The following is a 25,243-nucleotide window of genomic DNA, read 5'->3' as shown; positions in this document are numbered from 1 at the left end:
GGGCGCCCGGATCGCATGATGGTCCCGTCGCTCGCGCTGGTGCCAGGCGAGCCGGCCGGAATCGGGCCGGAACTCTGCGTCCGGCTTGCCCAGCAGCCGCGCTCGGACGCGCATCTGATTGCCTACGCCGACCCAGATACCCTGCACAGCGCCGCAACGGCGCTGTCGTTGCCCGTGCGGCTGCTCGAGCCCGACCAGCCCGCACGCGCGCCCGGCGACCTGCCGCTGCATCCCATTCGCCAAGCCGTGGCCACGCGCTTCGGCGCCCCTGACCCAGCCAATGCCGCAGCGGTGATCGCCGGCCTGCGCAGCGCCGCGGCCGACTGCCTCGCCGGCCGCCTGCAGGGAATCGTCACTGGCCCGGTGCACAAGGCAGCGATCAACGCCGGCGGCATTGCCTACACCGGCACCACCGAACTGCTGGCCGAACAAGCCGGTTGCCCGGTGGTGATGATGCTGGCCAACAGCATCGTGCGCGTCGCGCTGGTGACGACCCATCTGCCGCTGCGTGCGGTGGCCGATGCGATCACCGCCGATGCCCTGCTGCAGTGTCTGCGCATCACCCATGCGGCGATGCAGCGCGACTTCGGCCTGGAGCACCCGCGCATCGCCGTGCTCGGCCTCAACCCGCATGCCGGCGAAGACGGTCACCTGGGCCGCGAGGAACTGGATATCGTCATTCCGGCGCTGGAGCAACTGCGCGGCGAGGGCATGCAGCTGATCGGCCCGCTGCCGGCGGATACCGCCTTCTTGCCGCAGAAACTGCGTGATTTCGACGCGGTGGTGGCGATGTATCACGACCAAGGCCTGCCGGTGCTCAAGTACAGCGGCTTCGAGCAGGCGGTGAATATCACCCTGGGCCTGCCCTACCCGCGCGTGGCGGTGGATCACGGGACTGCGCTGGAACTGGCCGGCCGCGGAATCGCGGACCCCTCCAGCCTGATGGCGGCCACTGCGTTGTGCGCGCGATTGGCGGCGCGCCGCTAAAACCACGCGTGCCTGCTCGCTGCGGGCATGCCGCATGATGCACGCCGCCTATCCGCCAAGCGCGGTGCGCGCGCAAACGACACCGCGTGCAGGCGCGGCCTCCGTTAAACTGCGCAGATGAATTCTTCTTTCAGCGCACCGGCCAAGAAGTCGCTTGGCCAGCACTTTCTTGCCGACCGGTATTACATCGACCGCATCGTGCAGGCGGTAGACCCGCGCGCCGGCCAGCATCTGGTCGAGATCGGCCCGGGCCAGGGTGCCATCACCTTTCCGTTGCTGCGCAAGCATGGCGCGCTGACCGTCATCGAATTCGATCGCGACCTGATCGCGCCGTTGACCGAAGCCGCGGCACCGATCGGCGCATTGCGCATCATCCACCGCGATGTGCTCAGCGTGGATTTCACTGCACTGGCCGATGGCACGCCGATCCGCCTGGTCGGCAACCTGCCCTACAACATTTCCTCGCCGATCCTGTTCCATGCGCTGGACCATGCCGCTGCCGTGGCCGACATGCACTTCATGCTGCAAAAGGAAGTGGTCGACCGCATGGCCGCCGGCCCCGGCAGCAAGGTGTACGGACGGTTGAGCGTGATGCTGCAGGCGTATTGCGAGGTGACTGCGCTGTTCGTAGTGCCGCCGGGCGCATTCCGGCCGCCGCCGAAGGTGGACTCGGCAGTGGTGCGGCTGGTGCCGCGCGATCCGGCCACGGTGCTGATCAACGACCGCCGCCGCTTCGCCGATGTGGTGCGCGCCGGGTTCGGGCAGCGCCGCAAGACCCTGCGCAATGCCTTGTCCGCCATTTGCGAACCGGCCCACTTCGACGCTGCGCAGGTGCGCCCGGATGCACGCGCCGAACAACTTGAGGTCGCCGATTTCATCCGGCTGGCCAATGTCGAGCTGGCTTGAGCGCCGTTCCCACACCGTTTTATTTAGACTTTCGCCATGCAAGATGATCCGCGCTACCGGGTCGAGGTCGAGGTATCGCCCCGCTTCCTCGCCCATCAATCCACCCCTGACGAAGGCCGCTATGCCTTTGCCTACAGCATCCGCATCCAGAATGCGGGCGCGGTGCCTGCGCGCCTGGTCGCGCGCCATTGGCAGATCACCGATGGCAACGGACGCACCGAGCAGGTGGATGGCGAAGGGGTGGTCGGCGAACAGCCGTGGCTGCGCCCGGGCGAAGCGTTCCATTACACCTCTGGCGTACTGCTGGAGACCGAGCAGGGACAGATGCAAGGCCACTACGACATGGTGGCCGACGATGGCACCGAATTTATCGCCCCGATCGCCGCCTTCGTGCTGAGCGTGCCCAGGACGCTGCACTGATGGAAGCTGGAGTGAGGGAGCGCGCGCAATGAGTGTCTGGGCCATCGGCGATCTGCAAGGGTGCTACGACATCACCCAGCGGTTGCTGGAGAAGATCAATTTCGACCCCGCCCAGGACACGCTGTGGTTCTGCGGCGATCTGGTCAACCGCGGCGGGCAATCGCTGGAAACCCTGCGCCTGGTGCATTCCTTGCGCGCGCACAGCGTGGTGGTGCTGGGCAATCACGACCTGTCGCTGCTGGCGATCGGCGCGCGCTCGGAAGAAGAGCAGCGCAAGGTCAACCCGGATCTGCTGCGCATCGTGATGGCCGAAGATCGCGATGCGCTGCTGGACTGGCTACGCATGCAGAAGCTGGCGCACGTGGACCGCGAACTGGGCTGGATGATGATCCACGCCGGGCTGGCGCCGAAGTGGACCACGCAGATGGCCGAAAAGCATGCACGCGAGGTCGAGCAGCAACTGCAGGGCGGCGGCTATCGCAAGCTGCTGCGCAATATGTACGGCGATCAGCCCGGCTGGTCGCCGGGCCTGAGCGGCTATGACCGTAGCCGCGCCATCATCAATCTGTTCACCCGCATGCGCTATTGCACTCCGCGTGGGCGCATCGCCACCGACGACAAGGGCACGCCGGGCACGCAGGCGCAGGGCCTGTATCCATGGTTCGAAGTGCCGGGACGGGTCGAGCGCGACCTGAAGATCGTCTGCGGGCATTGGTCCGCGCTGGGCCTGACGATCACCCAGGGCGTCCATGCGATCGATACCGGTGCGGTCTGGGGCGGCAAGCTGACCGCGTTGCAGCTGGATACCGACGAACTACGGGTGGTGCAGGTGCCGGGAAATCCGATCACGCATCCGCCGAAAACCGCGCAGCGCCCGCGGCAACCGCGTCGCCGGCAGCGGCAGCGTGGTGGCGACCAAGCGCAGACCGGGCCCGCTCCGACACCGGCATCGACCGGTCCAGCCGGCGGCTGATCCGGCGCTCTTGCGAGCGCTATGCCGTCGCGCCGCCTGCCCGGCACGGGAGTGCTGGGCGGCTTGCAGGCGATACCGCCTATCGGCCGGGTGCGGCCGCAGCTGCCGCGTTGTGCGTTGTGCGTTGTGCGTTGCACGTTGCAACGGCGCCGGTCGCCCGGGCCGCTCCGGACGCAATGCCGGCCGCCTGTCAGGCCTGCCGCAATGCGTCGACTGGCGCTGGCAGACGCGGCATCGCCGCCAGCAACGCACGCGTATAGGCCGCACGCGGCTGTGCGAACACCTGCTCGGCCGGTCCCGCCTCCTGAACCTGTCCGTGCCGCATCACCAGGATGTCGTGACTGACCTGACGGATCACGCCGAGGTCGTGCGAGATGAAGAGGTAGGCCAGCCCCAGGTGTGCCTGCAGATCGGCCAGCAGGTCGAGCACCTGCGCCTGGACCGATACGTCGAGTGCCGACACCGCTTCATCCAGGACGATCAGGCGCGGCTCGGTGGCGATGGCGCGCGCGATCGCCACGCGCTGGCGCTGGCCACCGGAGAGCTGCAGCGGGAAGCGGTCGGCCAGCGCGGTACCGAGCCGTACCAGTTCGAGCAGCTCGGCGATCCGGGCGCGCTGTGCAGCACGCGGCAGGCCGACCGCATCCAGCGCGTCGCCGAGAATGCGGGCCACCGTCCAGCGGGGGTCGAACGAACTCAGCGGATCCTGGTAGACCGCACTGATCGCACGCCGCCACGGCCGACGTTGCGCTTCGGACACGCGTGCGGCGGCGCTGCCGATCCAGGGCCGGCCGTTCAGCCGTACCTCGCCTGCATCCGCCTCGGTCAGCCCCAGAATCAGCCGTGCCAGGCTGCTTTTGCCGGAACCGGATTCGCCGACCACCCCCAGCGTGCGCCCGGCCTGCAACACCAGATCGACCCCATCGACAGCCAGACGCGCCTCGCCATCCGGACCGCGATAGGCCTTGCGCAAGCCGCGCACCTCCAGCAACGGCGGTGTCGGTGCGTTGGCGGGCTCTGCACTGGCCAGGGCAGTCGCAACGCGCGGCCCGCGGCCGCCGGGAATTGCCGCGAGCAGCGCACGCGTATAGGCATGAGCCGGCCGCTGCAGCACCTGCGCGATCGGCCCCTGCTCGACCACCTCGCCGTGGCGCAGTACCACCACCTCGTCGGCCAGTTGCGCCACCAGCGCCAGATCATGGCTGATGACCAGCAATGCGCCACCGCGTCGCTTGATCGCCTGCAAGGCCGCCAGCACCTGCACCTGCACGGTGGCGTCCAGTGCGGTGGTCGGCTCGTCGGCGATCAGAATGCCGGGTGCGTTGGCCAGCGCCGAGGCGATCAACGCGCGTTGGCGCAATCCGCCGGAAAGCTGGTCCGGGCGTTGGCGTGCGCGCAAGGCCGGTTCCGGCACACCGGCTTGTTGCAGCAGCTCCAGCACCCGTTCGCGACGGCGTGCGCGATCGCCCCAGCCGTGTGCGGCCAATGCTTCCTCGATCTCGCGGCCGACCGGGCGCAACGGGTCCAGCGATACCAGTGCGTCCTGCAGAACGAAGCCGATGTCCTTGCCGCGTAACTCCTGCCATTGCCGCTCGCTGTAGCCGCGCAGATCGCGGCCGGCATGCGCCAGCACGCGCGCGCTGACCTGCGCGTGCGCACCGGCCAGGCCGACCAGGCTGCGCGCACTGACGCTCTTGCCCGAGCCGGATTCGCCGACCAAGGCCACCGCACGCCCCGGCGCCAGGCTGAAGGACAGTTCGCGCACCACCGTGAGCGCAGGCTGGCCGGGCCGTGCGAACGTGACGGTGAGGCCATCCACGCGCAGCAGCGGCGTGCTCATGGGCTGCGTCCTTCCAGACGCCGCTGCAACCAGCGTCCGAGCACGCTGGTGGACAGCGTGGTGAGCACGATGAACACGCCGGGGAAGAAGCTCATCCACCAGGCCAGGGCGACGAAGTCGCGCCCCACCGACAGCAGGGTGCCCCACTCCGCCGCCGGTGGCGGCTTGCCCAGCCCGAGAAAACTCAGTGCCGACGCCCACACGATGATCTGGCCCACGCCCAGGGTGACCGTGACCAGCAGCGGCCGCATCGCATTGGGCAGGATGTGCCGCAGCACGATCCGCCACGGCCCATGGCCAAGCACGCGCGCCGCTTCCACGTAGCCGGAACCGCGCACCGTCAGCACCTGCGCACGCACCATGCGTGCATAGCCGGGCGCACAGCCCAGACCGGTGGCCACGATCACCGGCCCCAGCCCGGCCCCGAACACCGCGACCAGCAGCAAGGCCAATACCAGCGACGGAAACGCGAACAGCACGTTCAAGGCAGCGCCGATGCAGCGATCGAGCAACCGCCCGCCGAGCCCGGCGGCCAGCCCCAAGACGATGGCCACACTCATCGCCAGGGCGGTGGCGGCCACGCCGATCGCCAGCGATTCACGCGCGCCGTAGACCACGCGTGCCCACAGATCGCGGCCGGAGGCATCGGTGCCGAACCAGTGCGCCCAGCTCGGCGCCTGGAACGCCTGCCGCGGCGCCACCGCCAGCGGGTCGGCGCCGGCGAACAGGGCTGGCGCCAGCACCAGCGCGAGCAGCAAGCTGAGAAAGGCAGCCGCCAACGCGGGCCCGGGAGGCAGCGCGATCAGCCAGCGCAGTGCGCCACGGACACGCGCGCACAGCGCGCAGGGAGGGAGCGCACGAGACAGCGTTGCGGTATTCATCGGGACTCTCCGGACAGACGCGGATCGACCAATCGCTGCAGGGCGTCGATCGACAGGTTGGCGATCACATAGACCGCCGCGATGAACAACACGATGCCCATCGCCAGCGGCAGATCCTGCGCCTGCACCGCGTAGAACAGCTGCCGGCCAACGCCTTTGCGCGAGAAGATCACCTCGGTGACCACCGCACCGCTGATGGTGGCGCCGATTGCCCAGCCGGACAGACTCAGCCCCGGCAGCAAGGCGTGCCGCAGGGCGTGACGCAGGCGGACGGCCCCCTCGCCCAGGCCGCGGGTGCGCGCCGACAACACGAACGGCTGTTCCAGCGCCAGCGCCATCGACTCGCGGGTGACCTGCGCCAGGAAGCCGGCCAGCGGCAACGCCAGCGTCAGTGCCGGCAGGATCAGGCTGCGCAGACCATCGCTGCCGGCCGGCGGCAGCACCCGCAGGCCGAACGCGAACACGGCCAGTAACACCAGTCCGAGCCAGAACTGCGGCAATGCGGCCGACACCGTTTCGAGCGTGGAAAAGAGCCGGTCGCGCCAGCCGCGGCGCACGCTCGGCAGCACCGACGCCAACGCCAGCAGCCAGGCCAGCAGCAAGGCTGCGCCAGTCAGCTGCAGGGTCGCCCCGGCCTGCTCGCGCAGCACCTGCACCACCGGCAGGTGCTGGGAATAGGAGGTGCCCAGGTCGCCTTGCACCAGCCGGCCCAGGTGCGCCACGTACTGCCGGAGCAATGGCTGGTCGAGCCCGTACTCGCGGCGTACCGCGGCCAGCGTCTCGGCGGTTGGATTCGCGCTGGAGCCGCCCAGGATCGCCAGCGCCGGATCGCCCGGCATCAACCGCAACACCAGGAACAACAACGTGGCCGCAGCCCACAGCACCAGCGCCGCACCGAGCAGATGCGTTGCCAGCGCGCGCAGCTGGCGCAGCCATGGGGCATGGCGGAGTCTCTCGCTCGCAATCGCGTTCATTTGCTCACCCAGGCGTCGTACAGCGTGGTGACCTGCAGCGCTGGCTCCAGCGCCACGCCGTGCGCGGTCTTGTAGACACCCAGCCGCGTGCTCTGCGGATAGGTGGTGAGTTGCAGGAACTGGCCGGACGCGATGCGCTGGGCCTGGTGGTAGAGCTGCGCACGCTGCTGCGGGTCCTGGGTGGCCAGCGCCTGCGCCACCACCGCATCGAACTGCGCATCCGCAAAGCCTGCTCCATTCTGGTGGAAGCCGCCCTTGCCGCCGACCGGGGCCAGGAATTGCGAGCCGAAGATGATCCGCAGCACGTCGGCGGTATTGGTGTTCCAGTAGCCCACGCGCACGTCGTAGTCCCAGGCTGCCTGGCGCTGCTGCAAGAGCGCGTCGCTGAGCAGGTGCAGCCGTACCTCGAAACCGGTGCCGCGCGCGGTGGCCTGCACCTGCTCCCACAGCGTCTGTTCGGCCGGCCAGGTCTGGCTGCGCATCAGCACATCCACGCTCAGGCGGCGGCCGTTCTTGCTGCGGTAACCGGCGCCATCGCGCCGGGTCCAGCCGGCCTGATCGAGCAGGCGGTTGGCGCGTGCCGGGTCGTAGTCGGCGGCGTGTTCGAAGTCGGCGCTGTAGAACGGCGTGCCGGGACTGAGCGGGCCGCCGGCGCGCGCGAATTCGCCGAAGAACACGCTCTGCAAGGCGCCCTCGACATCGGCCGAGCGCAGGAAGGCCTCACGCACGCGGATATCGTCGAACGGCGCGCGGGTCAGGTTGAGCGTGCCGTTGGTGGGGTTGCCGGGCCGATTGGCGACCAATAGCGAGAGCTCGGGATTGATGCGCGCCGGCGCGTGCGCTTCGGGCGGCAGGGTGTCGATGACATCGACCTCGCCAGCCTGCAACGAGGCGAAGCGCACCGACGGTTCGGCGATGAATTTCCACACCACCCGATCCAGATAGGCCGGGCCGTTGTGGCGGGCGGTCGGCGGCGCCCAGGCATACTCCGGATTGCGCACCAGCACCAGCTGGTTCTGGCGGTCCCAGCGCTCCACCTTGAACGGCCCGGAGCCGACCGGCTGCTGACAGTTCTGCTCGCGCGAACGGGCCAGCGCGGCCGGCGACTGCAAGCCGAGAAACCCCTGCGCCATGACTTCCAGAAATGCCGCGTACGCACTGTCGAGATGCACGATTGCGGTATGCGTATCGACGATCTCGGTGCGGCGGTACTGGCGGATGTAGCCGCCGGCGGTGCTGGACTGGGTATGCGGATCGGCGATGTGGTCCAGGTTGGCCTTGAGCGCTTCGGCGGTGAACGGCGTGCCGTCGCTGAAGCGCACGTCCTCGCGCAGGTGGAAGGTGTAGGCGGTCCCGTCGGCGGAGACCTCCCAACTGCGCGCCAGCCACGGCCCGATCCGGCCCCGCGCATCCATCGATACCAGAGAATCGAGGTATTGGCGGGCCACGAACACCTGCGGCATGTCTCCCTGCACATGCGGGTCCAGGCAGGTGGGCTCGCGGTCGGTGGCGTAGATCAGCGTGCCGCCCTGGCGCGGAGCGGTGCCGGCGGCACCCGCCGACGCCGCGGGTTGCTGGCGACAGCCGGCCAGTGCCAGCACCGCCAACGCCACGCCGAGCGCCGCCTTCATCCGCCGCTCCCGGCTGCCGCCAACGGCGCCGGAAACCGCAGCGGCGGCGGTGGCACCTTGAGATTGGCGGGGTCGCGATAACGCGCACCGAAATGATCGTCCGGCAAGCGTGCCTGGCCTGCGCCGAACAGCCGTTCGCGCAGCGTCTCGCCATCGCGATACGTCTGGCGGAAGCGACCGCGCCGGCGCAGTTCCGGCACCACCAGTTCGATGAAATCGCGTGCGGTCTCGAACGACAGATACTGGCGCAGGTTGATGCCGTCGATGTCGTCTTCGTCGAGCCAGCGCTCGATGGTGTCGGCCACGCCGGTCGGCGTGCCGGCAACGAAATACCGCTCGCGGTCGAACGCCTCCAGCCGCGTCAGCACCTGTCCGACCGTCCACTGCGGGTCGAAGCCGGCCAATACGCCACGGCCGATCCCGCTGGCGCTGCCCTTGCCGCGCCCGCCGACGATTTCGCCGATTACCAGATCGCGAGGATAGGCAAGCAGATCGATGTCCGACTGCGCGTGCACCAGGCCGCCGCGCACGCTCATCAGCGCGCGGTAGCTGTCGAGTTTGGCCGCGACCTCTGCATCGGTCCGGCCGACGATCACCCCGGCCTGCACCACGAACCGGATCGCGCGCGGATCGCGCCCCTGCGCTTCCACGCGCGCGCGGGTCTTGGCGATATTGGCGCGCACGTCGGCGGCGGTCAGCCCGCCGGTGAACACCACTTCGGCATGCCGCGCGGCGAATTCCAACCCGGCCGCCGAGCCGGAAGCCTGGAACAGCAGCGGCGTGCGCTGTGGCGAGGGCTGGCTCAGATGCGGGCCGGCGACCTTGAAGTAGGCGCCGTGGTGATCGATCTGGCGCACCTTGGACGGATCGGTGTAGATGCGCCGCTCACGGTCCTGGATCACCGCATCGTCGTCCCACGAGCCTTCCCACAGCTTGTACAGCACGTCCAGATATTCATCGGCGATCTCGTAGCGTTGATCGTGCGGCACCTCGCCTTCCAGGCCGAAGTTGCGTGCCGCATTGGGCAGGTAGGAGGTCACGATGTTCCAGCCGACCCGGCCGCGGGTCAGGTGATCGAGGGTGCTCATGCGCCGTGCGAACGCGAACGGCGGCTCGTAGGTGGTGGAGAAGGTCGCGCCGAAGCCCAGATGCCTGGTCACCTGCGCCATCGCCGGGATCAACAGCAGCGGATCGTTGCTGGGAATCTGCACCGCCTCTTCCAGCGCGGCCTTCGCACCGTGCCCGAAGCTGTCGTAGGCGCCGATCACATCGGCCAGAAAGATGCCGTCGAAGGTGCCGTATTCCAGCAGCTGTGCCAGTTCGGTCCAGTACTCCAGATCGTTGAACCGGTGCCGGTTGTTGTCCGGATGCGCCCACATGCCGTGCACGATGTGACTGACGCAGTTCATTTCGAACAGGTTGACGTGCAATTGTTTGGGGTCGGCATTGCCGCTCATGCAGTCGCTCCCGTCGACACGCTCGCATCTGCGCCGGCCGCACTCTGGGATGTGGTGCCGGCGAACCACGCCTCGCGTGGACGACGACCGTTCAATCGCCAGTCGCCAAGCGCACGTTCGCGCAGGATCGCCGGGTTATGCGAGGCAATGGTGCGCGCGTTGCGCCAATGCCGGTCCAGCGCACGCTCACGCGCGGTCGCCGAGGCGCCACCGACCTCGAAGACCAGCGTGCTGGCCTCCAGCACCAGTGGCAACACCACCTGCTGGCCGTGATAGGCGGCCAGATCGGCGGCGATGTAATCGGCCTCTGACGCGGTGCCGGCATGATGCGCGAGGTGGGCCTGCTGCAACGAGACGCCGACCTGCTCCACCACCGCGTCTGCAGCGAAGGCCAGGCTCGACAAGCGGCCGACCACCCGCTGCACCAGTGGATCGTCGGCCGGCCGCGTTTGCCCGGGCACGCCGAATACGCGGGTGCGGGCGCGCACGAATTCCACGCCATCGCGCAGCACCGCACGCGCGATCCCGGTCAAGGTCGCCAGGTGCACGCTCTGGTAGAACGCGGTGAGATAGTTGTCCGGCCGCGCCTGCCCGGCGGGATGCCGGTGCAGCACACGCTCGTCCTGCAGCCGCACCGCCCTGAAATGGGTGCTGCCGCTGCCGGTCAGGCGCTGGCCGAAGCCGTCCCAATCGTCGATCCGCGTCACCCCCTGAGCATCGGCAGGCACCGCGAGCGCGAGCTGGTCGCCACCGTCCACGGCGGCCGCCAGGATCCAGTCGGCGTAGAGCGTGCCGGTGGAATAGAACTTCTCGCCATCCAGCTGCCAATGCGCCCCGTCGCGACGCAGCGTCAGCGTGTTCTCGGTGGCCGGGCCGCGCTCGGCCATGGCCGCCCCGAAGAGCGCGCCGGCGGCCACGCGCGGAAACCAGCGCGCGCGTAACGCCGCATCGTCTGCAGTACTGCCGTACAGGCCTTCCACGAAGCCGAAATGCGCACGCAGGATCTGCGGCAGATTGGAATCGGCTTCGCCGAGCCGGGCCAATAGTCGCAACAGCTGCGGCAGGCTCGCACCGAGGCCGCCGTGGGCCTGCGGCACGCGCACGGCGCCGAAGCCGGCCGCCCGCAGCCAGGCAACCGGCTCATGAGCCAGGATGCGCTCGCGCTCGCGCGCCAGTGCGCCCTCGGCGATGCGCGCAAACACCGGATCGAAGCGCTGCGCCAGCGCCGCATCGGTCGGCGCGCCGAGCTGCGGCGACGTATCGGAGGGAAAGACAGCTTGAGCATTCATGGGGAGCTCCAAAGGTAGGGAATAGCGATCCAGGGGCTGCCGGGATGCGTGCGGCCCCAGGCGTAACGCGTGGCCGGCGGCATGGCCGCACGCCGATGCCGCAGGGCCTGCTGCTGCGTCGCGCTGCCGGCGTTGTCGAACGCGGGCTCGCGGTGGCGCGGACACGGCCGTGTCCGCGGATCCGCACCGAGCTGCGCGCAGAGCGTGGCCGAAACGCGACGATTGCCCAAACCGCGCATGTTGCTCTTCAACCCGTCGGCGCCAGCTGCGGCCAACGCAACGACGCCGGGCTGATACGCCAGCACATCCTGTCTGGTCGCGACGCGTCGCCGCCGCTGCTGCAGATCGATCGGGATCGCGCCACCCGCTACAGCGTGCAGAGCGGCGTGCGCAGCGTCCTTCGCCGCCACGCCGTCAGCATCGACCCGCATCGCGGCCAGCACGCCAACGTGCGTAGCGACCGCATCGCCGGCCACCGCAGGGCATGCATCGCCCATGCATGCCACTGCCAGCCGACCGCCGCACTGCGAAGGAAAGGTCGTACGGTGATGCAAGTGGGCTTGTCGACCTCTTGCGGTTTCCAGCAATGCCATTCGTATCGCTCCAGGTGTTGGATCCCGCTGCGCGCCGGTGGTATGCGTGGCCTCATCGCAGTCCGCGCGCCCATTGCAGGCCCATTGCAGGCCCATCGCATGCCCATCGCATGCCCATCGCATGCCCACGCCAGCAGGACGGAACTGCAGCAATTGCCGCGTCGACGCAGCAATATCCGTAATCAATTTCGATCATGACCTGTCATCAGCCGCTGATCCAGCGTCCACACAGCAGCAAAATCCATTTACTGATAATCCCCGGAAATCACCTGATGGCATGCACATTTGCAACGACCTCGGAAACGCGACGAACACATGCGCTCATCGGCGACGGCAAGCAGCGGCCGCACTCAAAAGCGCAGCGATGCGCCGGCAAAAACGCTGAAACCGTCGCCGACATAGAACACATTGGAATCGCGCCCTTGCAGGTCGTAGGCGGTGCTGGTGGCAGTGGCGTAATGTTTGTTCGCCAGGTTGCGTAAATCGACCCAGGCGCTCCAGCGCCCGCTCGGCAAGCCGTAACCGAGCTTGGCGCCCAGCAAGCCGTAACCGGGCGCCCTGAGCGTATTGGCGAAATCGACGTAATAGCTGGACGCTGCGCGCACATTGAGATGCGCATAAAAGCCGCTGCCATGCGCGTATTGCAACTCGGCCTGATAGACCTGCCGCGGCAAGCCGGGCAACGCATTCTGCGCGAACGCGGCATCGCGGCGGTAATGAAAGTCGTTGAGGGTATAGGCCTGGCGCAGACTCAACCCGCTGCCATCGTCGCCGTCCCATACGCGCGTACTCAGCGCGGCCTCGATGCCCTGATGCACGGTCGGCCCGGCGTTGGCGTTGGCCACCACCGCATCGGTACTGGCAGTGGCCTGCTGGGTCACCACGGTCAGCAGTTCGTCGTTGATCCAGGAGCGGTAGATGGTGAGGCTGCCATCGAAGATGCCGTGGCTACCGCGGACGCCCGCTTCGGCGGTGGTGGCTTTTTGCGGCACCAACGGCCGCGCGAACGGTGTGGCCACCCCGCCGCCGCTGATCTGCCAGGTGACCGGCGGATCGATCGAGCGGCTCACATTGGCAAATGCCTGCAGATCCGGCGTCAGCCGATAGCGCAGCCCCAGGCGTGGGGCTGCGTACCATGTATCCAATGCATAACGCTGCGGATACACGCTGGTGTTGGCGGTGGTCGACTGCACCACGCGCACGTCCCGATCGATATTGATCAGCGACACGCCTGCCGACAGCCATGAGGACGCATCCAGTTGCAACTCGCCACCGAGCGCCAGAACGGTGTCGCGCGACCCGGTATAGCGCACCTCCTTGAGCAGGCGCCAGCTGTCGCGGTCGTGGGTGCGCGCATCGCCGAACGCCAGCCGCGTATCGCTCCAGGTCACGCTGGTGTCCAGGTTGCGGCCGAACAAGATGTCGCCGCTGCGCAAGTAACGCACGCTGGTGTTGATGTCGGTCGATCGCCACAGGTTCGGCGTGGTGGAATAACGCCAGCTGTTGTAGAGCGGATAGTTGTTGAGGTCCACCCCCAACTCCAGGCGCGCGTCATCGTCGAAGACATAGGTGGTTTTGCTACCCACCAGCGTGGTGCCGCCTTTCTTGCGGCCATAGGGGGCCGGGTTGGCACGCGAGCCGCTGTTGATCTGCGCCAGGGTCAGCGTGCCGCCGTTGATCAACTCTTCTTCGCGGTAACGCAGCAGCAGGCGCGTATCCAGGCGCGGGCCGAAGCGATACCCAAGATTGGCGACCAGCTCGCGGCCGTTGGTGTCGGTAAGGTCCTGGTAGCCGTCGCGGCTGTTGTGCAGCAGCGACACGTACCAATCGAAATTCCCTGCCGCACCGCCGTTGCTGATCTGCTGCTTGCGATAGCCGTAGCTCCCCGCCTCTACCCGCAGATATGTTCCCGGTGAGGTCTGCCCGGTGTGGGTGACGAAGTTGATCGCGCCGCCAAGACTGGTGGCCGCATATTGAAAGGCGTTGGCGCCGTACAGCACTTCGGTGTAATTCACTCCGGCGATGCTGAGCAGATCTTCCTGGGTTCCCCCGGGACCGGTGATCGGCAGACCGTCGAACAGAAACTTGGTGCCCAGCACGTAGCCGCCATAAAAGGTATTCAGGCCGGAGCCGCGAATGGAGATCTTGGCGGCCGCGTTGCCGCTGGTGGACTGCGCGAATACGCCCGGCTGGAAAGCCAGCACGTCTTCGGCGCTGGCAGCGCGCCCACGTTCCACCTGCTCGTTGTCCACCAGCGCCGTGTTGCCGGCAACCGTCTGCAAGGCTTGCTCGGCTTGCGCCTGTTCCGGCTTGCGCTCGGCCTTGATCGTCACCGCCTGCAACGTGTGCACCTGTGCATCGGTCTCGGCATCGGTCGGCTGCGCTTGCGCCGGCAGCTGCGCCGAAGCGGCCATCACCCAGGCAATCGCCGAGTACAGCACTGCGCGTCTGTTCGTGGACATCGTGTTCTCCGCTTGATCGTCTGCGCATCGTGGCGCGGCTGGATGCTGCACACGCACATCGCGTGCCAGCGACGCGCCAAGGCCGTCGCACATGGAATCACGCGCAAAAATGCCGTCGATAACGCTCAGCATCGTGCCTGCAGGGCGGCGAAATGCTGATTCGGTGTTTCTCCACCAACATTTTTCGCGCGGTCATTTCCGCGCGCACTATCGTCATGCCACAAACGCCATGAGCAACGCCCGGCGCAAGCCGAAAAACCCGAGATTTCAGGGTTTTTTCATCAGGTCATTCTCAAATCTGATAAGCGATCGACGCATTTGAGCGCCCTGTGCCATTGCCATGTCCTCCGCCGTGCAGTCAGATGGAATGCCTCGCTGTCGGCACACGAACAGCCTGCAGCTGCCAGCGTGTGTTTGTGCAGCAACACCATCGGTGTGCGGGCGCCACGCAGGGTCGCGTGACCGCCCGCCATCGTCATCGTCATCGTCATCGTCATCGTCATCACAGGATTCTTCGCATGCGCAGTCCGTTGAATGTCGTCGCCGTTTCCGGCAGCACCTCGCGCCCATCGCGCAGCCTGGCATTAGCCGAGGCGACCCTGGCCGAACTCGGGCAGCGCGTGGCAATCAGGCCCAGCATCATCCAGCTGGGCGATATCGCCCGGCCGCTGGGCGCCGCCCGGTGGCGCAGCGAGTTGGACGAGGCCGCGGAGCAGGCGCTGCGCCAGATCGAATCGGCCGACCTGTTGCTGGTGGTCGCACCGGTGTATCGCGGCTCGTATCCGGGCTTGCTCAAGCATCTGTTCGATCTGATCGATATCAATGCGTTGATCGATACACCGATCCTGCTCGCGGCAACCGGCGGCAGCGAGCGGCATGCGCTGGTGATCGATCACCAACTGCGCCCGCTGTTTTCGTTCTTCCAGGCGGTGACCCTACCGATCGGCATCTACGCCACCGAGACGGATTTCCACGAGTATCGCGTGGTCAACCCTGCCGTGCGACAGCGCATCGAGCTGGCCGCAGAGCGCGCCGCGGGCGTGCTTGGCGCGCGCACCGATGCGTTGTTGCGCATTGCCTGACTGCACGCTGCAGATGCAGATGCAGATGCAGATGCAGATGCAGATGCACGCACAGGATGCGGACTTTTCCAAACCACGGGGGCCAGCCAATCGCCGCAGCTGCCGGTGCCCCAGAAGACAGCCGCCTGGTCGAAACCGAACACGCTTGCAACGAACTCCCCATTCAATCCCTGCACATGATGTGCGGGCTGCTGCGAGGGACGCGCATGACCGAGACCCACCATGGACATGTTCTGGTTCATCCCCACCCACGGCGATAGCCGCTACCTGGGCACCAGCGATGGCGCACGCCAGGTCAGCGCCGAATACGTCACCCAGGTGGCGGTCGCCGCCGATACGCTGGGCTATGAGGGTGTACTGATTCCGACCGGCCGTTCCTGTGAGGATCCGTGGGTCATCGCATCGAGCCTGATCAATGCGACGCGCCGGCTGAAGTTTCTGGTCGCGCTGCGTCCCGGCCTGATGGCGCCCGCGCTGGCCGCGCGCACGGCGGCCAGCTTCGACCGCCTCTCCGGCGGGCGCCTGCTGGTGAACCTGGTCACCGGCGGCGACCGCGGCGAACTGGAAGGCGATGGCGTCTTTCTGGACCACGCAGAACGCTATGAAGCATCGGCAGAATTCATCCGCATCTGGCGCGAGATCATCGCCCACAGCCACAGCGGCGAGAGCTACGACTTCGACGGCAAACATCTGCAAGTGAAGGCGGCCAAGCTGTTGTATCCCACCGTGCAGAGGCCGTATCCGCCGGTGTGGTTCGGTGGCTCTTCCGACGCTGCGCACGATCTGGCCGCCGAGCAGGTCGATACCTATCTGACCTGGGGCGAACCACCGGATGCGGTTGCGGAAAAGATCGCCTCGGTCCGCAGCAAGGCCGCGGCGCTGCGGCGCACGCTTACCTTCGGCATCCGCCTGCACGTGATCGTGCGCGAGACCGAGGCAGAAGCGTGGGCGGCGGCCGAGTCGCTGATCAGTCATCTCGACGACGAAACCGTGGAACGCGCGCAAAGTGCATTTGCGCGCATGGATTCGGTCGGCCAGCGACGCATGGCCGCACTGCACAGCCGCGGTCAGCGCCGTACCCGCGCCGATCTGGAAGTCAGCCCCAACCTGTGGGCTGGCGTCGGCCTGGTGCGTGGTGGTGCCGGCACCGCGCTGGTGGGCGATCCGCAGACCGTGGCCAAGCGGATCGAAGAATATGCCGCGCTCGGCATCGATACCTTCATCTTCTCGGGCTACCCGCATCTGGAAGAAGCCTACCGTTTCGCCGAGCTGGTGTTCCCGCTGCTGCCGCGCACGGTCAAGCAAAAACTTCCTGGCCAGGCACTGAGCGGACCCTTCGGCGAAGTCATCGCCAACACCATCGTGCCGCGCGCTTCGGCGCGCTGACGGGAGCACTCATGAAGCGTCGCAACCTGCTCAAATTCGGAACCCTCGCCGGCGTCGCGCTCGGCGCCCCGCCGTTGCTGTCCGGCACCGCCTTCGCGCAAACCAAGGGTGCAGTGCCCAAACAACTGCGCATGGACTACGCGTATTACTCGCCGACTTCGCTGGTGCTCAAACACTTCGGCTGGCTGGAGGAAACGCTCAAGGCGCAGGGCACCCAGGTCAAATGGGTGCTGTCGGCCGGCAGCAATCGCGCGCTGGAATATCTGGGCGGCAACAGCATCGACTTCGGCAGCACCGCTGGCCTGGCCTCGCTGCTGGCGCGCGCCAACGGCAATCCGATCAAGGCCGTGTATATCTACTCGCGCCCGGAATGGATCGCGCTGGCGGTCGGCAAGAATTCGCCGATCCGGCAGCTGACCGAACTCAAAGGCAAACGCATCGCCGCCACCAAGGGCACCGACGCCTACCTGTTCCTGTTGCGCGCGTTGCGGCAGGCCGGGTTGAGCAAGAGCGCGGTGGATATCGTGCATCTGCAGCATCCCGACGGGCGCACTGCACTGGAACGCGGCGATGTGGACGCGTGGTCCGGCCTGGACCCGCACCTGGCCGCGAGCCAGATCGAGGCCGGCTCGCGCTTGATCTACCGCAACACCGCCTTCAATTCGCGCGGCTTCTTGAATGTCAGCGAGACGTTCGCCTCCGCGTACCCCGAGCAGATTCCGCTGGTGATCCAGGCCTACGAAAAAGCACGCACGTGGGCGATCGCGCACCCGGGCGAACTGGCCGCGCTGATCGCCGCAGAGGCCCGGCTGTTGCCCCAGGTCGCCACGCTGCAGCTGCAGCGCACCGACCTGCGCAATCCGGTCATTGGTCCGGAAGAGAGGGCAGCGCTGCAGAGCGCCGCGCCGATTCTGCTCGAAGAGGGCCTGGTCCGTCCCGGCACCGATCTGGGCAAGGTGCTGGCTGGGCTGATCGATCCCAGCTACGCCAAGCGCGCAGGCGTGGCGCAGGCCTGAGCACGGCGATGAACGACACCTCCTTGCGCGTTTCCGCCTCCGTGGCCGGCACCCCGCCGCGACCGCGTCTCAGGCTGCCCGCCAGCAGCCTGGGCTGGCTACTGCCGCTGATCTTCTTCGCCGGGCTCGAACTTGCCTCGGCGCTGGGCTGGACACCGAGTTACCTGCTACCGCCGCCCAGCCAGATCCTGCGCACGCTTGCCGACGAGGCGAGCCGCGGACTGGCCAGTCATGTTGGCGCCAGTGTGTTGCGGGTGCTGGCGGGCTTCTCCATCGGCGCCGGGCTCGGCCTGCTGGTCGGTGTGGCGGTGGGCCTGAGCCGCTGGCTGGAACGCCTGCTCGATCCCAGCTTCCAGGCGCTGCGCGCAGTGCCCAGCCTGGCCTGGGTGCCGTTGCTGCTGCTGTGGATGGGCATCGACGAGGCGCCCAAGATCACCCTGATCGCCATCGGCGCGTTCTTCCCCGTGTATCTGGGCGTGGTCGGCGGCCTGCGCCAGGTCGACCGCACGCTGGTGGAGCTGGGCGAAAGCTACGGGCTGTCCAAACCACGCCTGGTGCGGCGCATCCTGCTGCCGGCGGCGCTGCCGTCCATCTTCACCGGGCTGCGCACCAGCCTGAGTCTGGCCTGGATGTTCCTGGTCGCCGCCGAGCTGATCGCTGCCACCCGCGGGCTGGGTTATCTGCTGAGCGACGGGCGCGAAACCTCGCGACCGGACATCGTGATCGGCGCCATCGTATTGCTCGCACTGCTCGGAAAACTCAGCGATGGCCTACTCAAGAGCATCGAATCGCGCACCTTGCGCTGGCGCGACAACCTGCAGAATCGTAGCGCGCCCGGCCACCCTGGGAGCCCTAGGTGAGCAGCTCCGGCCTGCAGCTGCACATCGCCGGCAAACGTTTCGGCACGCGCCAGGTGCTGCGCGATATCGACCTGCAGCTGGCACCCGGCGAGATCGTCAGCTTGATCGGCGCCAGCGGCTGCGGCAAAAGCACCCTGCTGCGTATCCTGGCCGGCCTGGAGCGCGACTACGCCGGCGAGGTGGCGCTGGATGGCGCCCGTGTGCGTGGCGTGGACCGGCAGATCGGCTTCATCTTCCAGGAGCCGCGGCTACTGCCGTGGCTGGATGTGGCCGCCAATGTCGCTTTCGCCGACGAGGTCGATCTATCGCCGGCGGCCGCGCGGCAATCTGCGCGCGTGCAGCAGTTGCTGGCCCAGGTCGGCCTGCTGGATTACGCAACCGCGCTGCCCAAACAGCTGTCCGGCGGCCAGGCGCAGCGCGTGGCGCTGGCACGCGGGCTGTACCGGCAACCGCGCGTGCTGCTGCTCGACGAACCCTTCAGCGCGTTGGATGCCTTCACCCGCATCAAGCTGCAGGACCTGCTGCTGCGCCTGGCCGGCGAACATGGCTTCAGCGTGCTGCTGGTCACCCACGACATCGACGAAGCGGTCTACCTGAGCGACCACGTCATCGTCATCGGTGGCCAGCCCGGAACGATCGCGCATGCCCAGCGGCTGGAGCTGCCGCGTCCGCGCGATCGCCAGGCGCATGAGGCGGCGCTGCGGCAGGCCCGCCAGGACCTGCTTGCGGCCTTGCACAGCCTCCATGTGTTCTGAACGCTGGCCGGTGCTGGAATGCCCTCCCGGATGCGACATGCCCAGCTGGCGATCTTCCGCACTACGTGCCGACCATTGTCCGGTCAGCGCCCCACTCCTTCGCATCTGCACAAGGCCACCGCACATGACCAGCCGCCAACCGCAACCGACCCTGCTCAATCCGCTGCAGACCGCCCAGCGCCTGGCTGCCGGGTTCGCCGACACCGCGATCGAGCGCGATGCGCGCGGCGGCACTCCCAAGGCCGAGCGCGATGCATTGCGCGACAGCGGCCTGCTCGCGCTCAGCATTCCGGTGCAGTACGGCGGCCTCGGCGCAAGCTGGAGCGAGGTGCTGCAGGTCGTGCGCACCTTCGCCAAGGTCGACAGCTCCATCGCGCATGTGTTCGGCTTCCATCATCTGATGCTCGCCACCGTGCGGCTGTTTGGCCAGCCCGCGCAGTGGCAGCCGTGGCTGGAGCAGACCGCGCGCAAGCAGTGGTTCTGGGGCAATGCGCTCAACCCCCTGGATACCCGCACCGTCGCCGTGCAATGCGAAGGCTGGCGCGAATTTTCCGGCAGAAAGAGTTTCTGTTCCGGCGCCATCGATTCGCAAATGCTGATCGCCTCGGCCCTGGACGAGCGCAGCGGCAAATTGTTGATCGGTGCGATTCCCACCGCGCGCAGCGGCATCACGCTCGGCCACGATTGGGACAACATCGGCCAGCGCCAGACCGACAGCGGCAGCACCACCTTCGAGCGCGTCCGCGTGGAAGAAAGCGAGCTATTGCTGGATCCCGGTCCGTTGAGCACTCCGTTCGCCTGTCTGCGCCCCTTGATCGCGCAGTTGCTGTTCGCGCATCTGTTCCTGGGGATTGCCGAGGGCGCATTCGAGGAAGCGCGCAGCTACACCCTGGGCGAAGCCCGCGCCTGGCACCGCTCCGGGGTCGAACAAGCCAGCCAAGACCCCTACATCCTGGCCCATTACGGCGAATTCTGGCTGGGCCTGGAAAGCGCCCGGCTGCTGACCGACCGCGCTGCCGGATTGCTCGACGCCGCCTGGCGCAAGGAGCATGCGCTCGGCCGCGACGAGCGCGCGCAAGTCGCCTTGGCGGTGGCCGCCGCCAAGGTCGCCACCACACGCGTCGGGCTGGAGGTGTGCAGCAAACTCTTCGAGGTCACCGGCGCGCGTGCCACGCATGCCGCGCTGCGGCTGGACCGCTACTGGCGCAACCTGCGCACCCAGACGCTGCACGATCCGGTCGATTACAAGCTGCGCGAACTCGGCGAATGGGCGCTGCGGCAACAGCCACCCACTCCCAGTTTCTATTCCTGAGCCCGACGATGCGTCACCTGCATTTCCGACTCGGACCTCGCGTCCCGCCGTGTTGAACCGACGCCGCCTCGCGCCCTTCCTCCCCCACGCACGAGCCCGTCCCATGTCCGATGTCCGCTTGCTCACCCTGCCTGCAGCGCAGCAACACGCGCTCACCGGCAACGCCGTGCGCGCCACCGCGCACGTGTTCGAAGACCCATCTTCCCAGGCATTGCTGACGCACCTCGAACGGGTTGCGCCAAGCGAAGCCAGCGTGCTGATCGTCGGCGAATCCGGCACCGGCAAAGAGCTGGTCGCACGTCACATCCATCATCGCAGCGCGCGGGCCCGCCACCCGTTCGTGGCGGTCAACTGCGGCGCCTTCAGCGAGTCGCTGGTCGATGCCGAACTGTTCGGGCATGAGAAAGGTGCGTTCACCGGCGCCCTGAGCGCCAAGGCCGGCTGGTTCGAGGAGGCCAACGGCGGCACCTTGTTTCTGGATGAAATCGGCGACCTGCCGATGCCGATCCAGGTCAAGCTGCTGCGCGTACTGCAGGAGCGCGAAGTGGTACGGCTGGGCTCGCGCCGCAGCGTGCCGATCGATGTGCGCGTACTGGCCGCCACCAACGTGCCGCTGGACCACGCCATCCAGCATGGGTATTTCCGCCAGGACCTGTTCTATCGCCTCAACGTGGTGGGCGTGGAGCTCAAGCCGCTGCGCGAACGTCCCGGCGACATTCCGCCGCTGATCCGCCACTTCGTCGATATCTACAGCCAGCGCCTGGGACACGGCCGCGTGACCATCAGCGCGGATGCCGAGCACCTGTTGGTCGAGTACCCGTGGCCAGGCAATATCCGCGAGCTGGAGAACGTCATCCACCACACCCTGCTGATCCACCGCGACGGCGTGGTGCGCGCCGAAGACATCCGTCTGTCGCAACTGCGCTTGCCAGGCCAGGCCGGCGGCGACCCCCACGAAGACGGCCAGGCCCTGCTCGAACGCGCCTTCGACAGCCTGTTCGAAAGCGCCGGTGGCGCGCTGCATGCGACGGTGGAAGATCAACTGTTCCGTGCCGCGTATCGGCACTGCCATCACAACCAGGTCAAGACTGCCGCGCTACTGGGACTGAGCCGCAACATCGTGCGTGCGCGGCTGATCGAACTGGGCGAGCTGGTGGTGAACAAACGCCTGGGGTAGTCACGCCTGGCTGCTTGCGAGACCACGCTGCGCATAGCGCGGCTCACACGGCGCGCTGCGAGGGTGCGGTCACCGCACACGCGGCGCGCTTGGATCGTTCACGCAAAGGCGTCAACGCCGCCGATAGTCCACATAGTCGAATGCGAACGCATGCCGGGCATCGGCCGCGTGCGATTGGCGCTGCACGGCCTCCCACAGCGCAGGGTCGATCGGCGGGAAATGCGTATCGGCGCCATCCACTACCGTGTCTACTTCGGTCACCGCCAGCAGATCGGCACGTTGCATGGTCAGCCGATACACCTCGCCGCCGCCGATCACGCACAGCTCCTGCGCGCCATCCTGCGCAGCGCGCTCGATCGCCTGTTCCACCGATGCCACCGCATGCATGCCCTCGAACGGCACCTGCCCCGAACGCGTCAGCACCAGGTTCAATCGCTCCGGCAACGCACGCCCCAGCGATTGCGCCGTCTTGCGCCCCATCAGGATCGGCTTGCCCAGCGTCAGCGCCTTGAAGCGCTTGAGATCGTCGGGCAGTTTCCACGGCAGGTCGTTGTCGCGACCGATGGCGTTGTTGCGGTCGAAGGCGACGATCAGGGTCAGTTTCATCGGTCCGGATACAGCGTGTCGTAGATTTTCATCGCCGCGTGCCGGCCCATCATTCCAAGGCAGAAAGCCGCAAGGTACAACACGGCAATCACCGCCAGCGCCGCCGAAGACTGCCCACCGAAGACGTTCGTCAGCTGCAGGGGTTCACCCTTGTACAAGGCAATACCGAAAAAGCCGATCGGTGCGATGAGCAGGATGCTCGTGAGATTCACCAACAGGCTGGCCTGCATTGCCATCAGCGAATCAGCCAGTTTTTCCCGTGCCTTGATCGAATGCTTGGCCATCACAGTGCTGCCGTCTCAAGTGGATACCAGCGGACCATGCCGCAACTCGCTCGTCACACCGCCACCGGCGCCTTGATCGCCGGATGCGGGTCGTAGCCTTCGATGGCGATGTCTTCGAAGCGGAACGCGAACAGGTCGGTGACCTCGGGATTCAAACGCAAGCTGGGCAGCGCGCGCGGTGTGCGCGTCAGCTGCTCGCGTGCCTGCTCGAAGTGATTGGAATACAGGTGCGCATCGCCCAGCGTGTGCACGAAATCGCCAACGCCCAGGCCGGTGGCCTGGGCCACCATGTGCGTCAGCAGCGCATAGCTGGCGATATTGAACGGCACGCCCAGAAAGATATCGCCGCTGCGCTGATAGAGCTGGCAACTGAGCTTGCCGTTCACCACGTAGAACTGGAAAAGGCTGTGGCAAGGCATCAGCGCCATCTGCGGCAGCTCGCCGACATTCCAGGCGCTGATCAGCAGACGACGCGAATCCGGATTGCGCTTGATCTCATCCACCAGCCACTGCATCTGGTCGATCTCGACACCGTCCGGGCCGGTCCAGCGCCGCCACTGCTTGCCGTACACCGGACCGAGATCGCCGTTGTCGTCGGCCCATTCGTCCCAGATGCGCACCTGATGGTCGCTGAGGTAGCCGATATTGGTGTCGCCCTTCAGGAACCACAGCAACTCATGGATGATCGAGCGCAGGTGCAGCTTCTTGGTGGTCACCAACGGAAAGCCGTCGTTGAGATCGAAGCGCATCTGCCAGCCGAACACGCTGCGCGTGCCGGTACCGGTGCGGTCGGACTTCTCTGCGCCGTGGTCCAGCACGTGCTGCAACAACTCCAGGTACGGCTTCACTTGGCAGCCTCCACGCCCGCGGGCACCGGCAGCACCGGCTGCAACACCGGCGCGCGGCGCGACATCGCCAGCAGCACCAGGCCAACCGCAACCAACGGCAGGCTCAGAATCTGGCCCATCGTCAGCCAGTTGAAGGCCAGGTAGCCGATCGGTGCGTCGGGTACGCGCACGAATTCGACGATGAAACGGAACACGCCATACAGCAATGCGAACAGACCGGAGACCGCATACCGTGCGCGCGGCTTCATCGAGAACGTCCACAACACCACGAACATCACGACCCCTTCCAGCGCAGCTTCATAGAGCTGCGAGGGGTGGCGTGCGAACTGGTTCAACGCGCCGGCGGCGTACTGCGCCTGGATCTGCGCGGGCAACCGGTCGGCCAGTTCCGGCGCATGCGGAAAGATCACGCCCCAGCCGGCCTGGGTGAATTTTCCCCACAATTCGCCGCCGACGAAATTGCCGAGCCTCCCGAAACCAAGACCCAGCGGCACCAGCGGGGCGACAAAGTCCATCACATCGAAGAAGTGCAACCGGTGCTTGCGCGCCCACAACCAACAAGCGATCAACACGCCAAGCAGGCCGCCGTGGAAGCTCATGCCGCCTTCCCAGACCTTGAACAGGATCAGCGGATTGGCCAGGAAGGTCTCGAACGCATAGAACAGCATGTAGCCGATGCGCCCACCCAACACCACGCCGAGCATGCCGTAGAACAGCAGGTCGGAAAAACCATCCATGTCTACCCCGGGCAAGCGACCGCGCAGGATGCGCGAACGGCCCAGGGCCCAGGCCGAGAAAAACGCCGCCAAGTACATCAAGCCGTACCAGTGCACCTGCACCGGGCCGAGCGAGAAGGCGATGGGGTCGATGGCGTGCAGATAGATCATGCGGACCGCGTATCACGTAGAGCGAGGCCGCTATTCTGACACCTCGCACGCGCTCAGCCTAAAATCCGCGGCAGGTCAGGTAGCTCGTCTTCATGCTGCGCGCCGTCGGTGGCCGGGAAATGTTCGGCCAACAGCTCGGTCGCCGCCTCGATGCCGGCCAGGACAGCCGCTTCGTGCTGGCCTTCGCGCAGGAACTGCTGCATGCGCCGGCACACTTCTGCCCAACGCGCTTCCGGCACCCGGCTGCGCAGGCCGCGATCCGCCACCACCTCGATGGCGTGGTCGGCCAGCAGCAGGTAAATCAGCACCCCGTTGTTGGCTTCGGTATCCCAGGTCCGCAGCTGGGCGAAGGCCTGCTCGGCGCGCTGCCGCGCGCTGTGCCCGCGCCACAACGCCTCCAGTGGCAGGTCGGCCTCGACCGCGACCATGATCTGGCCGGTGTGCGAGCGCTCGCTGGCCGTCACCGCCGCTGCAATGGCGTCCATGCATGCGGCTGGAAATGTGCGCTGCGCCGAGGGCGCGAAGAGATGCCTGAGCCACCGCATTACCAGCTCCCCGAGGCGCCACCGCCTCCTGATGACCCGCCGCCACCGCCCCAGCCACCACCGCCGCCGAAA

At 67.0% G+C, this 25,243-nt stretch carries 25 protein-coding genes; 12 read left to right on the top strand and 13 right to left on the bottom strand.

The genetic code is table 11. The features are described 5' to 3' along the window. The first annotated feature begins 15 nt into the window (after positions 1-15). From pdxA to EO156_RS21860, 4 genes are all read left to right on the top strand, one after another. Positions 16-987 (top strand): 4-hydroxythreonine-4-phosphate dehydrogenase PdxA, encoded by a 972-nt coding sequence (gene pdxA / locus EO156_RS21875; protein ID WP_029828122.1) that lies wholly within the window; start codon positions 16-18, stop codon positions 985-987. 117 nt (positions 988-1,104) lie between these two features. Next, the gene (gene rsmA, locus EO156_RS21870) at positions 1,105-1,893 is read left to right on the top strand and encodes a 16S rRNA (adenine(1518)-N(6)/adenine(1519)-N(6))-dimethyltransferase RsmA (protein ID WP_003487450.1); all 789 of its coding nucleotides are present in this window, start codon (positions 1,105-1,107) and stop codon (positions 1,891-1,893) included. A gap of 36 nt (positions 1,894-1,929) precedes the next feature. Continuing rightward, positions 1,930-2,313: a Co2+/Mg2+ efflux protein ApaG gene (gene apaG / locus EO156_RS21865; protein WP_003487449.1), complete on the top strand. Its 384-nt coding sequence runs from the start codon at positions 1,930-1,932 to the stop codon at positions 2,311-2,313. A gap of 28 nt (positions 2,314-2,341) precedes the next feature. After that, positions 2,342-3,286 (top strand): symmetrical bis(5'-nucleosyl)-tetraphosphatase, encoded by a 945-nt coding sequence (locus EO156_RS21860; RefSeq protein WP_003487447.1) that lies wholly within the window; start codon positions 2,342-2,344, stop codon positions 3,284-3,286. Between the two features lie 190 nt (positions 3,287-3,476). On the opposite strand, the gene EO156_RS21855 is transcribed toward EO156_RS21860, so the two are convergent. The 6 genes from EO156_RS21855 to EO156_RS21830 are packed head-to-tail and all read right to left on the bottom strand — an operon-like array spanning position 3,477 to position 11,358. Continuing rightward, positions 3,477-5,126 carry an ABC transporter ATP-binding protein gene (locus EO156_RS21855; RefSeq protein WP_015472548.1) on the bottom strand — a complete coding sequence of 550 codons (1,650 nt, stop codon included), beginning with the start codon at positions 5,124-5,126 and terminating at the stop codon, positions 3,477-3,479. Further along, positions 5,123-6,007, bottom strand: coding sequence for an ABC transporter permease (locus EO156_RS21850; RefSeq protein WP_003487441.1), 885 nt, complete (start codon positions 6,005-6,007; stop codon positions 5,123-5,125). Before EO156_RS21850 ends, EO156_RS21855 begins: the two co-directional genes overlap by 4 nt. Beyond that, entirely contained in the window at positions 6,004-6,981 is a 978-nt protein-coding gene (locus tag EO156_RS21845) for an ABC transporter permease subunit (protein ID WP_005925814.1), read from the bottom strand. The genes EO156_RS21850 and EO156_RS21845 overlap by 4 nt, the downstream gene beginning before the upstream one ends. Further along, positions 6,978-8,612, bottom strand: coding sequence for an ABC transporter substrate-binding protein (locus tag EO156_RS21840; RefSeq protein WP_029828118.1), 1,635 nt, complete (start codon positions 8,610-8,612; stop codon positions 6,978-6,980). The genes EO156_RS21845 and EO156_RS21840 overlap by 4 nt, the downstream gene beginning before the upstream one ends. Next, the gene (locus EO156_RS21835) at positions 8,609-10,069 is read right to left on the bottom strand and encodes an LLM class flavin-dependent oxidoreductase (protein ID WP_003487435.1); all 1,461 of its coding nucleotides are present in this window, start codon (positions 10,067-10,069) and stop codon (positions 8,609-8,611) included. Before EO156_RS21835 ends, EO156_RS21840 begins: the two co-directional genes overlap by 4 nt. After that, positions 10,066-11,358 carry an acyl-CoA dehydrogenase family protein gene (locus EO156_RS21830; protein WP_029828116.1) on the bottom strand — a complete coding sequence of 431 codons (1,293 nt, stop codon included), beginning with the start codon at positions 11,356-11,358 and terminating at the stop codon, positions 10,066-10,068. Before EO156_RS21830 ends, EO156_RS21835 begins: the two co-directional genes overlap by 4 nt. Before the next feature lie 95 nt (positions 11,359-11,453). Between EO156_RS21830 and EO156_RS24065 the strand changes: the two genes are divergently transcribed. Continuing rightward, entirely contained in the window at positions 11,454-12,149 is a 696-nt protein-coding gene (locus EO156_RS24065) for a hypothetical protein (protein WP_154666336.1), read from the top strand. 152 nt (positions 12,150-12,301) lie between these two features. Here the strand turns inward: EO156_RS24065 and EO156_RS21820 are convergent, their stop codons facing one another. Together EO156_RS21820 and EO156_RS21815 are read right to left on the bottom strand one after the other, a co-directional pair. After that, complete coding sequence (locus EO156_RS21820) at positions 12,302-14,413, bottom strand: TonB-dependent receptor (RefSeq protein WP_230577992.1); 2,112 nt, start codon at positions 14,411-14,413, stop codon at positions 12,302-12,304. Positions 14,414-14,694: 281 nt separating this feature from the next. After that, positions 14,695-14,916: a hypothetical protein gene (locus EO156_RS21815; RefSeq protein WP_029996029.1), complete on the bottom strand. Its 222-nt coding sequence runs from the start codon at positions 14,914-14,916 to the stop codon at positions 14,695-14,697. Between the two features lie 15 nt (positions 14,917-14,931). On the opposite strand from EO156_RS21815, the gene msuE reads away from it, so the two are divergent. From msuE to EO156_RS21780, 7 genes are all read left to right on the top strand, one after another. After that, positions 14,932-15,495: an FMN reductase gene (msuE, locus tag EO156_RS21810; RefSeq protein ID WP_016850163.1), complete on the top strand. Its 564-nt coding sequence runs from the start codon at positions 14,932-14,934 to the stop codon at positions 15,493-15,495. Between the two features lie 222 nt (positions 15,496-15,717). Beyond that, positions 15,718-16,881, top strand: a complete 1,164-nt coding sequence (gene ssuD / locus EO156_RS21805; RefSeq protein ID WP_003487423.1) for an FMNH2-dependent alkanesulfonate monooxygenase — start codon at positions 15,718-15,720, stop codon at positions 16,879-16,881. A gap of 11 nt (positions 16,882-16,892) precedes the next feature. After that, complete coding sequence (locus EO156_RS21800; RefSeq protein WP_016850164.1) at positions 16,893-17,897, top strand: aliphatic sulfonate ABC transporter substrate-binding protein; 1,005 nt, start codon at positions 16,893-16,895, stop codon at positions 17,895-17,897. Between the two features lie 8 nt (positions 17,898-17,905). Continuing rightward, the gene (locus EO156_RS21795; RefSeq protein ID WP_016850165.1) at positions 17,906-18,757 is read left to right on the top strand and encodes an ABC transporter permease; all 852 of its coding nucleotides are present in this window, start codon (positions 17,906-17,908) and stop codon (positions 18,755-18,757) included. Next, the gene (locus EO156_RS21790) at positions 18,754-19,512 is read left to right on the top strand and encodes an ABC transporter ATP-binding protein (protein WP_016850166.1); all 759 of its coding nucleotides are present in this window, start codon (positions 18,754-18,756) and stop codon (positions 19,510-19,512) included. Before EO156_RS21795 ends, EO156_RS21790 begins: the two co-directional genes overlap by 4 nt. A 124-nt stretch (positions 19,513-19,636) precedes the next feature. Then, a complete protein-coding gene (locus tag EO156_RS21785; RefSeq protein WP_016850167.1) occupies positions 19,637-20,824 on the top strand; it encodes an acyl-CoA dehydrogenase family protein in 1,188 nt (395 codons plus the stop codon). Positions 20,825-20,927: 103 nt separating this feature from the next. Further along, positions 20,928-22,001, top strand: coding sequence for a sigma-54 dependent transcriptional regulator (locus EO156_RS21780; RefSeq protein WP_016850168.1), 1,074 nt, complete (start codon positions 20,928-20,930; stop codon positions 21,999-22,001). 111 nt (positions 22,002-22,112) lie between these two features. Here EO156_RS21780 and EO156_RS21775 read toward each other — a convergent pair whose 3' ends face one another. The 5 genes from EO156_RS21775 to EO156_RS21755 are packed head-to-tail and all read right to left on the bottom strand — an operon-like array spanning position 22,113 to position 25,171. After that, the gene (locus EO156_RS21775; RefSeq protein WP_005925793.1) at positions 22,113-22,607 is read right to left on the bottom strand and encodes a dihydrofolate reductase; all 495 of its coding nucleotides are present in this window, start codon (positions 22,605-22,607) and stop codon (positions 22,113-22,115) included. Beyond that, positions 22,604-22,891, bottom strand: coding sequence for a hypothetical protein (locus EO156_RS21770; RefSeq protein WP_016850169.1), 288 nt, complete (start codon positions 22,889-22,891; stop codon positions 22,604-22,606). The genes EO156_RS21775 and EO156_RS21770 overlap by 4 nt, the downstream gene beginning before the upstream one ends. A 53-nt stretch (positions 22,892-22,944) precedes the next feature. Further along, entirely contained in the window at positions 22,945-23,739 is a 795-nt protein-coding gene (locus EO156_RS21765) for a thymidylate synthase (protein WP_016850170.1), read from the bottom strand. Beyond that, on the bottom strand, positions 23,736-24,626 hold the full coding sequence (lgt, locus tag EO156_RS21760; RefSeq protein WP_011050571.1) for a prolipoprotein diacylglyceryl transferase: 891 nt from the start codon (positions 24,624-24,626) through the stop codon (positions 23,736-23,738). The genes EO156_RS21765 and lgt overlap by 4 nt, the downstream gene beginning before the upstream one ends. A gap of 53 nt (positions 24,627-24,679) precedes the next feature. Continuing rightward, positions 24,680-25,171, bottom strand: coding sequence for a TPM domain-containing protein (locus tag EO156_RS21755; RefSeq protein WP_016850171.1), 492 nt, complete (start codon positions 25,169-25,171; stop codon positions 24,680-24,682). Between the last annotated feature and the right edge of the window lie 72 nt (positions 25,172-25,243).

Origin of the sequence: Xanthomonas sp. DAR33341 (assembly GCF_003992815.1) — a bacterium.
GTDB classification, from domain to species: Bacteria; Pseudomonadota; Gammaproteobacteria; order Xanthomonadales; family Xanthomonadaceae; genus Xanthomonas; species Xanthomonas cissicola.
This window is presented reverse-complemented; position numbering and strand designations above follow the sequence as displayed.

Coding starts and splice junctions, on each gene's coding strand:
- pdxA (WP_029828122.1), top strand. CDS start 16: ATGATGGTCCCGTCGCTCGCGCTGGTGCCAGGCGAGCCGGCCGGAATC.
- rsmA (WP_003487450.1), top strand. CDS start 1,105: ATGAATTCTTCTTTCAGCGCACCGGCCAAGAAGTCGCTTGGCCAGCAC.
- apaG (WP_003487449.1), top strand. CDS start 1,930: ATGCAAGATGATCCGCGCTACCGGGTCGAGGTCGAGGTATCGCCCCGC.
- EO156_RS21860 (WP_003487447.1), top strand. CDS start 2,342: ATGAGTGTCTGGGCCATCGGCGATCTGCAAGGGTGCTACGACATCACC.
- EO156_RS21855 (WP_015472548.1), bottom strand. CDS start 5,126: ATGAGCACGCCGCTGCTGCGCGTGGATGGCCTCACCGTCACGTTCGCA.
- EO156_RS21850 (WP_003487441.1), bottom strand. CDS start 6,007: ATGAATACCGCAACGCTGTCTCGTGCGCTCCCTCCCTGCGCGCTGTGC.
- EO156_RS21845 (WP_005925814.1), bottom strand. CDS start 6,981: ATGAACGCGATTGCGAGCGAGAGACTCCGCCATGCCCCATGGCTGCGC.
- EO156_RS21840 (WP_029828118.1), bottom strand. CDS start 8,612: ATGAAGGCGGCGCTCGGCGTGGCGTTGGCGGTGCTGGCACTGGCCGGC.
- EO156_RS21835 (WP_003487435.1), bottom strand. CDS start 10,069: ATGAGCGGCAATGCCGACCCCAAACAATTGCACGTCAACCTGTTCGAA.
- EO156_RS21830 (WP_029828116.1), bottom strand. CDS start 11,358: ATGAATGCTCAAGCTGTCTTTCCCTCCGATACGTCGCCGCAGCTCGGC.
- EO156_RS24065 (WP_154666336.1), top strand. CDS start 11,454: ATGCCGCAGGGCCTGCTGCTGCGTCGCGCTGCCGGCGTTGTCGAACGC.
- EO156_RS21820 (WP_230577992.1), bottom strand. CDS start 14,413: ATGTCCACGAACAGACGCGCAGTGCTGTACTCGGCGATTGCCTGGGTG.
- EO156_RS21815 (WP_029996029.1), bottom strand. CDS start 14,916: ATGACGATGACGATGACGATGACGATGACGATGGCGGGCGGTCACGCG.
- msuE (WP_016850163.1), top strand. CDS start 14,932: ATGCGCAGTCCGTTGAATGTCGTCGCCGTTTCCGGCAGCACCTCGCGC.
- ssuD (WP_003487423.1), top strand. CDS start 15,718: ATGGACATGTTCTGGTTCATCCCCACCCACGGCGATAGCCGCTACCTG.
- EO156_RS21800 (WP_016850164.1), top strand. CDS start 16,893: ATGAAGCGTCGCAACCTGCTCAAATTCGGAACCCTCGCCGGCGTCGCG.
- EO156_RS21795 (WP_016850165.1), top strand. CDS start 17,906: ATGAACGACACCTCCTTGCGCGTTTCCGCCTCCGTGGCCGGCACCCCG.
- EO156_RS21785 (WP_016850167.1), top strand. CDS start 19,637: ATGACCAGCCGCCAACCGCAACCGACCCTGCTCAATCCGCTGCAGACC.
- EO156_RS21780 (WP_016850168.1), top strand. CDS start 20,928: ATGTCCGATGTCCGCTTGCTCACCCTGCCTGCAGCGCAGCAACACGCG.
- EO156_RS21775 (WP_005925793.1), bottom strand. CDS start 22,607: ATGAAACTGACCCTGATCGTCGCCTTCGACCGCAACAACGCCATCGGT.
- EO156_RS21770 (WP_016850169.1), bottom strand. CDS start 22,891: ATGGCCAAGCATTCGATCAAGGCACGGGAAAAACTGGCTGATTCGCTG.
- lgt (WP_011050571.1), bottom strand. CDS start 24,626: ATGATCTATCTGCACGCCATCGACCCCATCGCCTTCTCGCTCGGCCCG.
- EO156_RS21755 (WP_016850171.1), bottom strand. CDS start 25,171: ATGCGGTGGCTCAGGCATCTCTTCGCGCCCTCGGCGCAGCGCACATTT.